The 9654-nt window shown below is 75.0% G+C and carries 7 protein-coding genes and 1 pseudogene; 2 read left to right on the top strand and 6 right to left on the bottom strand.

Going from position 1 to position 9654, the window contains the following annotated elements:
• Window positions 1–797, bottom strand: a 797-nt coding sequence (locus tag DVA86_RS31075) for a cobalt-precorrin-6A reductase (RefSeq protein WP_208883322.1), incomplete at its 3' end; no start/stop codon positions are given.
• Window positions 798–811: 14 nt separating this feature from the next.
• Here DVA86_RS31075 and DVA86_RS31070 point away from each other — a divergent pair.
• On the top strand, window positions 812–1945 hold the full coding sequence (locus DVA86_RS31070) for a cobalt-precorrin-5B (C(1))-methyltransferase (protein ID WP_208883321.1): 1134 nt from the start codon (window positions 812–814) through the stop codon (window positions 1943–1945).
• Window positions 1946–2343: 398 nt separating this feature from the next.
• Here the strand turns inward: DVA86_RS31070 and cobM are convergent, their stop codons facing one another.
• The 3 genes from cobM to DVA86_RS31055 all read right to left on the bottom strand — a co-directional run bounded on the left by cobM (window position 2344) and on the right by DVA86_RS31055 (window position 5179).
• On the bottom strand, window positions 2344–3093 hold the full coding sequence (cobM, locus tag DVA86_RS31065; protein ID WP_208883320.1) for a precorrin-4 C(11)-methyltransferase: 750 nt from the start codon (window positions 3091–3093) through the stop codon (window positions 2344–2346).
• Window positions 3090–4448: a precorrin-6y C5,15-methyltransferase (decarboxylating) subunit CbiE gene (gene cbiE / locus DVA86_RS31060; RefSeq protein ID WP_208883319.1), complete on the bottom strand. Its 1359-nt coding sequence runs from the start codon at window positions 4446–4448 to the stop codon at window positions 3090–3092. The genes cobM and cbiE overlap by 4 nt, the downstream gene beginning before the upstream one ends.
• A 317-nt stretch (window positions 4449–4765) precedes the next feature.
• Window positions 4766–5179 carry a rodlin gene (locus DVA86_RS31055; RefSeq protein ID WP_208883318.1) on the bottom strand — a complete coding sequence of 138 codons (414 nt, stop codon included), beginning with the start codon at window positions 5177–5179 and terminating at the stop codon, window positions 4766–4768.
• A gap of 324 nt (window positions 5180–5503) precedes the next feature.
• On the opposite strand from DVA86_RS31055, the gene DVA86_RS31050 reads away from it, so the two are divergent.
• Window positions 5504–7405: a S9 family peptidase gene (locus DVA86_RS31050; RefSeq protein ID WP_245997794.1), complete on the top strand. Its 1902-nt coding sequence runs from the start codon at window positions 5504–5506 to the stop codon at window positions 7403–7405.
• On the opposite strand, the pseudogene DVA86_RS31045 reads toward DVA86_RS31050, so the two are convergent.
• A pseudogene (locus DVA86_RS31045) lies at window positions 7344–8258 on the bottom strand (SURF1 family protein); the annotation flags it as partial. The gene DVA86_RS31050 and the pseudogene DVA86_RS31045 overlap by 62 nt on opposite strands.
• A 163-nt stretch (window positions 8259–8421) precedes the next feature.
• Entirely contained in the window at window positions 8422–9642 is a 1221-nt protein-coding gene (locus tag DVA86_RS31040; protein WP_208883315.1) for a DUF4232 domain-containing protein, read from the bottom strand.
• Window positions 9643–9654 lie beyond the last annotated feature (12 nt).

Below are 9654 nucleotides of genomic sequence, written 5' to 3'. Positions count from 1 at the left end.
AGATGTGTATACGCGACAGCTTCCTCCACCGTGCCCACGACCCGTACACCCTCCGGCACCGCCGGCCGCCGTACGACGACCACGGGCAGGCCCGCCTCCCGCGCCGCGCGGAGCTTCGGTGCGGTGGCGGCGCCGCCGCTGTCCTTCGTGACGAGGACGTCGATACGGTGGCGGCGCAGCAGTTCGCGCTCGCCGTCGAGCGTGAAGGGACCGCGGTCCAGAAGCACCTCCGTGGACCGCGGCACCGGCCCGTCCGGCGGGTCCACGGACCGTACGAGGAACCACAGCCCGTCGAGCCCCGGTTCCGCGAACGCGGCCAGCCCCATCCGCCCGGTGGTCAGGAACACCCGCCGCCCCAGCCCCGGCAACAGGCCCGCGGCCTCCACCAGCGAACCGGCCGGGTGCCAGTCGTCGCCCTCACCGGGGGCCCAGCCGGGGCGGCGCAGGGCGAGCAGGGGAACATGGGCGGCGGCGGCCGCGGCGGCCGCGTGGAAACTGATCGTGCCGGCGAAGGGATGAGTGGCGTCGATGAGCGCGTGCACCCGCTGTTCACGCAGCCACCGTGTGAGCCCGTCGGTGCCGCCGAAGCCGCCGATCCGGGCCTCACCGGGCGGCAGGACGGGGCGTGTGACGCGCCCCGCGAGCGAGGTCGTGACGCGTACGGCGTCCCCGACCTGTACGGCGTCCCCGCCCCGTACGTCCGCCTCATCCCGTACGTCTGCGTGCAGCACCTCCGCGAGGCGGCGGGCCTCGGTCGTACCGCCGAGGATCAGCACGTGGCGCGGTGACGCGGACATCCGGGCGGCCTCTCATGGGTGACGGTGGCGGGCGCGACGCCCAACTCAAGCACACCGGTCTGCGGCCCGGCTGGACCACCGGTGCCTGCGCGACGGCCGCCGCGACGGCCGCGTACACGGCGCTGCTGACGGGCGAGTTCCCGGACCCGGTGACGATCACGCTGCCCAAGGGGCAGACGCCGTCGTTCGCGCTGGCCGTCGAGGAACGGGGCGACGGGCAGGCCACCGCCGGGATCGTGAAGGACGCCGGCGACGACCCGGACGTGACGCACGGCGCGCTGGTACGGGTCACCGTACGGGCGCTGCCGCCCGGCGCGGGCGTCGTCTTCCGGGCGGGGCCCGGGGTCGGTACGGTCACCCGCCCCGGCCTGCCGCTCGCGGTGGGCGAACCAGCGGTGAACCCCGTACCGCGGCAGCTCATGCGCGAGCACGTGGCGCGGGTGGCGGCGGCCGCGGGTGCCGATGCCGATGCCCCTACGGGTGTGGAACCGGATGTCGAACTGACCGTCTCCGTCGACCACGGCGAGGAGATCGCCCGCTCCACCTGGAACCCCCGGCTCGGCATCCTCGGCGGCCTGTCCATCCTCGGCACGACGGGCATCGTCGTGCCGTACTCCTGCTCTGCCTGGATCGACTCGATCCGGCGCGGTGTGGACGTGGCACGGGCGGCCGGACGTACTCACCTGGCGGGCTGTACGGGCTCCACCTCGGAACGGGCCGTCGTCGCCGAGTACGGCCTCCCGGAGGACGCGCTGCTCGACATGGGGGACTTCGCGGGGGCGGTGCTCAAGTACGTACGGCGGCACCCCGTCGAGCGGCTCACCATCTGCGGCGGCTTCGCGAAACTCTCCAAACTGGCGGCCGGCCACCTCGACCTGCACTCCGGCCGCTCCCAGGTCGACAAGGGCTTCCTGGCCGAACTCGCCCGTAACGGCGGCGCGGACGAGGCCCTGGCGACGGAGGTCGCGAACGCCAACACCGGCCTGGCGGCCCTGGAGCTGTGCGCGGCACGGGGCGTCCCCCTGGGGGACCTGGTCGCGGCGGCCGCCCGCGAGTCGGCACTGGCGGTGCTGCGGGGTGCGCCCGTGGCGGTGGACGTGCTGTGCGTCGACCGTGCGGGGGCGGTGGTGGGCCGCGCCACCACTTGACGGGCGCGCCGCGCGCCCGCCGACCCGGCTGTCCTCAAACGCCGGACGGGCTGGGCGTGGTTCGGGTGCCGAGGGGTTGACGGGCCGGGCCTTGGAGGGAGCGAGCGGCCGAATCAAGCCCGTCCGGCCATTGAGGACGGACCCCGGCCCCTCCCGGGCCGCGCCCGGCCGTGGACCCGCGGTGCAACAAACCCGTCCGGTACGGGCGAGGGCAAAGCCAGGCCCACACGCCCGCCCGGCACGGGCCAAGGCACAGGCCAGGCCAGGCAGCCCGGGGCCGACACGGGCCAAGGCACGGCCCGAGGGCCCGTGCCAAAGGGCGGGGAGCCGCAGGTCCGGGCGACGAGGACCGGAGGTCCGGGGCCGGGCCACGGACGACAACCCGCGACGCACCGGCGTCAGCAAGCGTGCCGGTCGCGCTCCGCCGAATACAGGTGGCTGTCACCGAAGTGCTCCGCCGCCAGCGTGCGGCCGACCAGGATCACCGCCGTGCGGGTCACGCCCGCCGCCTTCACCTGGTCCGCGATGTCACCGAGGGTGCCGCGCAGGACGAGTTCGCCGGGGCGGCTGGCCAGGGCGACGACGGCGGCGGGGCAGTCCGCACCGTAGTGCGGGAGGAGTTCGGCGACGACGCGGTCCGGGTAGCCGGTGGCGAGGTGCAGTACGAGGAGCGCGCCGCTGCGTCCGAGCGTGGCGAGGTCCTCGCCTTCCGGCATGGCGGTGGCCCGCTGGGCGATGCGCGTGAGGATGACGGTCTGACCGACCGTCGGCACGGTGAGTTCGCGCTTCAGCGCGGCGGCGGCCGCGGCGAAGGCGGGGACGCCGGGCACCACCTCGTACGGCACGCCCGCCGCGTCCAGGCGGCGCATCTGCTCGGCGACGGCGCTGAACACCGAGGGGTCTCCGGAGTGCAGCCGCGCCACGTCGTGTCCGTCCGCGTGGGCGCGTACGAGTTCCGCGGTGATCTCGTCGAGGGTGAGCTGGGCGGTGTCCACGAGGCGGGCGTCGGGCGGGCATTCGGCGAGCAGTTCGGGCGGCACGAGGCTGCCCGCGTAGAGGCAGACGGGGCAGGCGGCGAGCGTACGGGCGCCGCGCACGGTGATCAGGTCGGCGGCGCCGGGCCCGGCGCCGATGAAGTACACGGTCATGTCGTCGCGTCGCCTCCGGCTCGTTGGTCTTCGGTGAATGCCGCGCGCTCCGCGGAATCCGCGCGCCCTGCGGACGCCTCACGCCGTACCGCCGCCCACTGCGTCACGGGCATCGCCTGCCGCCACCCGGTGAAGCCGCCGACGGGCGCGGCGTGCGCCACCGTCAGGCGTACGAGGTCGCCGCCGTGCCGCCGGTACCAGTCCGCGAGCAGCGCCTCGGACTCCAGCGTCACCGTGTTCGCGACCAGCCGTCCGCCCTCGGGCAGGGCGTTCCAGCAGGCTTCCAGCAGGCCGGGGGTGGTCAGGCCGCCGCCGACGAACACCGCGTCCGGGGCGGGCAGTCCGTCGAGTGCCGCGGGAGCGGCGCCCGTGACGACGCGCAGGGCGGGGACGCCGAGGGTCTCGGCGTTGCGGGCGATGCGCGCGGCACGTTCCGCGTCCTGTTCGACGGCCACGGCGCGGCACGCCGGGTGCGTACGCATCCACTCCACCGAGACCGAGCCGGAGCCGCCGCCGACGTCCCACAGCGTTTCGCCGGGCGCGGGCGCGAGCGCGGCGAGGGTGGCGGCGCGTACGTGGCGCTTGGTGAGCTGGCCGTCGTGCTCGTACGCGGCGTCCGGCAGGCCGGGTACGGCGCCGAGGCGGAGGGCGTCGGGGGCGTCGGACGCGCGGCGGCAGTCGACGGCGACGACGTTCAGCGCGTCCACGGCCGGGGCCGTGCCGCCGTCGCCCCACGCCGCCGCGGTGCCGTCGAGCTGCCGTTCGCGCGGGCCGCCGAGCTGTTCCAGTACGCGCATCCGGCTGGGCCCGAAGCCGCGTTCGCGGAGTAGCGCGGCGACGTCGGCCGGTGTGCCGGGGCCCGCGCTGAGGACGAGCAGCCGCCGCCCGTCGTACAGGGCCGAGGCCAGCCGCGCCGCGGGCCGCCCGACGAGGGTCACGACGTCGGTGTCCTCCACGGGCCAGCCGAGCCGGGCGCAGGCGTACGAGACGGAGGACGGGTGCGGGAGTACGCGGACCTCGTCCGCGCCGAGTACGTCTACGAGCGTGCGCCCGATCCCGTGGAAGAGGGGGTCGCCGCTGGCGAGCACCGCGAGCCGGCGGCCGCGGTGGGCGGCGAGCAGGCCGGGTGCGGCGGGGCGCAGCGGGGAGGGCCAGGTGATCCGCTCGCCGCGGCACTCGGGCGGCAGCAGGTCCAGCTGGCGGAGGGCGCCGATGACGGCTTCCGCGGCGCGCAGGGCGTCCCGCGAGACGGCGGGGAGACCGTGCCACCCGTCGGCGCCGATCCCGACGACGGTGACCACGGGGTTCCCTTCCGGGGTGACGCCGGGGGTACGGGGCGGCGGCGCGGAGCTCACGGAACGGCAACCTCGGGACGGTGCGGGACGGACGGTACGGGACCGACTGTGCGGAACGGACGTAGGGAACGGACGGTGGGCAGCGGACGGTGGGGGACGTCCGCACTGTACTCGCCGCTCCCGCACCCGAACGCGCCACGGCCCCCCGCCCGGAACTGAACGCTCCGGGCCGGGGGGCCGTGAGGGGTGGGGTTCACCGGTCAGAAGGAGGGAGAAACCGGGCCCACGTCCGCGCTGCTGTCGACGCAGCCGCTTCGACACGAGGGGAATACACCCGGGCCGCCGAGGGGGGTCGGCGGCCCGGGGGCCTGAGGCCGTCAGCTCGCCGTGTTGGCACCGTTCTCGGAGAGGATCGGGATGTCCTCGATCAGGTGCGACAGCGGGTCGTCGCCGTCGATCTGCGTGGAGTTGTCCGCGCAGTTCTGGTTGTTGGCGCTGGTCAGGATGTCCTGGACGGTGATCGGCACCAGGCCGACCAGGCTGCCGACGTTGGCCTTGTTGACCGGGACGCCGAGGCAGACGTTGTTCAGCGAGCCGTTGACCAGGGCCATGTTCGGGCTCATCTTCCCGCCCGTGGTGGTGTTGCCGTACATCTCCATCGCGCCGTTGCCGGTGACGGACTCCTGACCGCCGTGTTCGTCACCAACCGCCATCGCGGGGGCGGCGACGGTGCCGCTGACACCAACAACGGAGGCGGCCACAGCAGCCGTAGCAAGAACCTTCTTGAGCACGAGTCTTCCTTCCGGATCATGGAATGCCCCGCTGCCGGAGCGCACTGCACAACTGCGCCGTACGCCGGAAGTTCTCGGCCTTCACTCGTTCGGATCCGTTTGGGCACCCACACGGGCGTACTTGCCACTGCACCCGTTCCCCGTCCCCCCGGTCACCTGCGCACCGGCCGCCCCGGCGCACGGAGCGGGCGCCGGGCAGCGGAGAATGGGCGCATGACGAAGCACACAGACCCCGCGGGCGGCGGGCCGGCGGCGGCGGGCGCGGACCGTCCGGCGGCAGCGCACGCGGACGGTTCGGCGGCCCGCAAGGACGTGGCGGCGGGCATGCCGGACTGGGAGAAGCGGTTCCGCGCCCCCCGCACCGGGCTGCCCGACTGGGCGGAGGATGCGCCGGACCGGGCGCTGTTCGTCTCGAACGCCACCGGCACCTTCGAGCTGTACGCCTGGGACCGTACGACCGGTGAGCAGCGGCAGGTGACGGACCGGCCGAACGGCACCACCGACGGCGTCCTGACCCCCGACGGCGAGTGGATCTGGTGGTTCTCGGACACGGACGGCGACGAGTTCGGCGTCTGGCTGCGGCAGCCCTTCGGCGGCGGCCCCGACGAGCCCGCGACGCCCGGACTCGCCCCCTCGTACCCCGCCGGCCTGGCGCTCGGCCGCGACGGCACCGCCGTGGTGGGGCGGTCCACGGACGACGAGGGCTCGACGCTGCACGTCGTACGGCCCGGGGGCGCGCCCGTCGAGATCTACCGGCACGCGGAGTCCGCCGGCGTCGGCGACCTGTCGTACGACGGTGAGCTGCTCGCCGTCGAACACACCGAGCACGGCGACGCGATGCACTCGGCGCTGCGCGTGGTGCGGCCGGACGGCACGGCCGTCGCCGAGCTGGACGACTCCGAGGGCGGCACCCGCGAGCTCGGCCTGACCGTGCTGGGCTTCGCGCCCGTCGCGGGCGACAGCCGGCTGCTGGTCGGGCACCAGCGGCGGGGCCGCTGGGAGCCGATGATCTGGGACCCGCTCAGCGGTGAGTCGACGGATCTGGCGATCGACCTGCCGGGCGATGTCAGCGCGGAGTGGTATCCGGACGGCAGCGCGCTGCTGGTCGTCCACAGCCACCAGGCGCGCAGCGAGATGTGGCGGTACGAGATCGGCACGGGCGCGCTCGTACGGGTGCCGACCCCGGACGGTTCGGTGTCGGGCGCGACGGCGCGGCCGGACGGGACCGTCGAGTACCTGTGGTCGTCGGCGGCGCTGCCGCCGCAGGTGCGGTCCACGACGGGCCAGGTCGTGCTGGACCCGCCGGGTATGAAGGCGCCGTCGTCGGTGCCGGTCGAGGACGCCTGGGTGGAAGGGCCGGGCGGCACGGTGCACGCGCTCGTACAGCGGCCGGAGGGGGAGGGTCCGTTCCCGACCGTCTTCGACGTGCACGGCGGCCCGACCTGGCACGACAGCGACGCGTTCGCCAGCCAGCCGGCGGCCTGGGTGGACCACGGCTTCGCGGTCGTACGCGTCAACTACCGCGGCTCGACCGGCTACGGGCGTGCCTGGACCGACGCGCTCAAGCACCGCGTGGGCCTGATCGAGCTGGAGGACGTGGCGGCGGTACGGGAGTGGGCCGTGACGTCCGGGCTCGCGGATCCGGCGCGGCTGGTGCTGGCGGGCGGCTCGTGGGGCGGCTATCTGACCCTGCTCGGGCTGGGCACGCAGCCGGACGCGTGGGCGGTGGGGCTCGCGGCGGTGCCGGTGGCGGACTACGTGACGGCGTACCACGACGAGATGGAGGCGCTGAAGTCGATGGACCGCACGCTGCTGGGCGGCACTCCGGAGGAAGTGCCGGAGCGGTACGAGGCGTCGTCCCCGATCACGTACGCCGACGGGGTGCGCGCCCCGGTCTACATCTCGGCGGGCGTCAACGACCCGCGCTGCCCGATCCGGCAGGTCGAGAACTACGTGAAGCGGCTGGCCGCACGCGGGCACCCGCACGAGGTCTACCGCTACGACGCCGGGCACGGCTCGCTTGTCGTGGAGGAGCGGATCAAGCAGCTCCGCTTGGAGATCGACTTTGCGACGCGCCATCTGGGCCTGGAGCAGGCCGCTCCGGCGGCTCCCGGCGCCGGTCCTGAGGCTCCGGCTGGTCCCGGGAGTCCTGCCGATCCGGCGGAGCCGGAGGTTCCGGCCCATCCTGCGGCTGGTCCGGGGCGGCCTCCGGTGCGGGACTCGTAGGGCTCCCGGGCTGGTCCGGGTCGTCCGCGCCGTCGGGGAGGAGGCCGAGCTCGGCGTCCTGCGCCAGCTCCGCCTCCCGCCGGAACAGCCGGTACCACATGAAGACGACGAAGCCCGCGAAGACGAACCACTCGGCGGTGTAGCCCAGGTTCTGGAACGCCTTCATGTCGAGCCCCGTGTTCGCGGGCGCGACCGGCGGCACCGGCTTCAGCGGTGCCTCGGTCCGCTGCACGGTGATCCAGGCGCGCTCCACCTCGTACGGCACGAGGTTCACGAGGGCGGCGTCGCTGATGATGCCGAGCTGGCCCTTGGGCAGCCCGCCCGGCTGGGCGCCCGCGGTGCCCTGCGACTCGGGCGCCTGGAGCGCGCCCTCCACGGTGACCTCGCCGCGCGGCGGCGCGGGTACGCGGGCGGGGTCGGGGCTGCCGGGGAGCCAGCCCCGTACGACGGGGAGCGCCTTGCCGGAACCGGACCCGGGCCCGGAACCGGAACGCGAAGCGGAGTCCGGCCCGGAGCCCGAGGCGGAGTCCGGTGCGAGCAGGTTCAGCACGTAGAAGCCGCGCTCGCCGTCCAGCCGCCGGTCCGGGACGAGCAGTTGGTGCCGGGTGTCGTACCGTCCGGTGACCCGCGCCGTACGCCCGCTGGTCTCCTGCGTGACGGGCAGCAGCCCGGCCAGCGGCTCGGCCCGCGCGCCGGCGGCCTCCGAGGCGGAGCGCTCCTGCTGCTGGTGGTTCTCCACGCGCGCGTCGAAACGGCTGAGCTGCCAGCTGCCCATGAACAGGCAGACGGGGATCGACAGTACGGCGAAGAGGTTGATCCCCCACCACCGAGGGGTCAGCAGGAACCGGTACACAGGTCAACCGTACGGCGCCACCGCCCGCCGCCCGCCGCCGGGGCGGCCGTACGTACGGGCGCGGGGCGGGTCCGCCAGTGCCGGGCCCGCCCCGCGATCTCCTCCCCCACCGAGGTACTCGGTCGCTCGGGTACTCAGAGCTCCCGCGTCTTCGCCGCCGCCCTCATTGCCCGGCGAGCACTCCCGTGCGGTACACGGTGCCCGCGCACGCGCCCGGCAGGACGGTGCTGGCGGCGGCAGTGTTGCCGACGTCCGGCGTGTGGCTGAGGGCGACGCTGGCGCCGCCCGTCTCGCCGCCGCCACCGGTGTCCGTACCGGTGCCGGAGCTGGCGCCGCCGGTGGTCCCGGAGTCGCCGCCGCCACCGCCCGTGTCCGCGGTGCCGTCTCCGCCCTCCGCCGAGCCGCCGGGGTCGGGCGTGCCTTCGCCGCCCTCCGTGGTGTCGCCGCTGTCCGGCGGCGGCGTGGTGGAGGTGGAGCAGCCGGTCGGGCCGCCGCCTTCGCGGGGCACCCAGGCGAACTTCACGACGTACGAGGCGCCCGGCTCCAGTACGAGCTCCTCGGCCGCCATGCCGGGGTCGGGCAGCCCCGTCCCGTCACCCGGGGTGTGGTCCATGACCTGGATGTTGCTGCTGCTGGCCCGCCCGCGCGCGCTCGCGCCGACGATGCCCTCGCCCTCGACCGAGCACGGCTCCGCCGAGGTGTTGGTGACCTCGAACGAGCCGTAGATGCGGCCTTCGCCGTCCGGCTGCCCGACGTTCGCGGTGCCACGGCCCAGCTGGTCGCCGGCACAGGTGGGCGCCGAGGCGTACGTGTCGTCGCTGGGGCCGGGGCCCTTGGTGTCACCGCCCGCGCTCGGGGAGGAGGTGTCGCCGCCGCCGGACTTCCTGCCGTCCTTGCCGGCGTTCTCCTTGCCCTGGTGCGCGTCCTCGTCGTCGTTGCCGCCGTTACGGCCGCCCTGCTCGTCGTCCGGGCCGTGCGACTCGGAGTGGCTGGCCGCGTGCATGGGCTTGTTGCCGCCGCCGGGCACCAGGTCCGCGTGCAGCAGGGCGGGGATCGCCGCGCCGCCGAGCACGACGGCCGCCGCGGCGCCCACCAGCGCCTGCCGCTTGCGCGCCCGGCGCCGGGGCACGGCGCGGCGCAGGTGCTCGAGGGTGGCGGGGGACGGCTCCAGGTCACCGACGGTCTGGTGCAGCAGGCGCCGCAGTGTGTCCTCGTCGACGACGGGTGGGGTACCGGCAGAGCCGGAGTCCGTACCGGAATCGGCGTCCGCCGCGGCCGGTTCCTGCCCCGGACGGCCCGCTTCCGGGTCCCCGTCCTGGCCCTGGCCCTGGCCGGGGCTCAACGGCTCGCCCGGCTCACGGAGTTCATTCTCATCGCCCGACATGTCCCGTTCCCG

The sequence above is a fragment of the Streptomyces armeniacus genome (assembly GCF_003355155.1).
In the GTDB taxonomy this organism is placed as follows: domain Bacteria; phylum Actinomycetota; class Actinomycetes; order Streptomycetales; family Streptomycetaceae; genus Streptomyces; species Streptomyces armeniacus.
This window is presented reverse-complemented; position numbering and strand designations above follow the sequence as displayed.

What these genes read in the sequence shown, in the direction of transcription:
- DVA86_RS31070 (WP_208883321.1), top strand. Translation starts at nt 812, where the DNA reads ATGGGTGACGGTGGCGGGCGCGACGCCCAACTCAAGCACACCGGTCTG.
- cobM (WP_208883320.1), bottom strand. Translation starts at nt 3,093, where the DNA reads ATGACCGTGTACTTCATCGGCGCCGGGCCCGGCGCCGCCGACCTGATC.
- DVA86_RS31050 (WP_245997794.1), top strand. Translation starts at nt 5,504, where the DNA reads ATGCCGGACTGGGAGAAGCGGTTCCGCGCCCCCCGCACCGGGCTGCCC.
- DVA86_RS31040 (WP_208883315.1), bottom strand. Translation starts at nt 9,642, where the DNA reads ATGTCGGGCGATGAGAATGAACTCCGTGAGCCGGGCGAGCCGTTGAGC.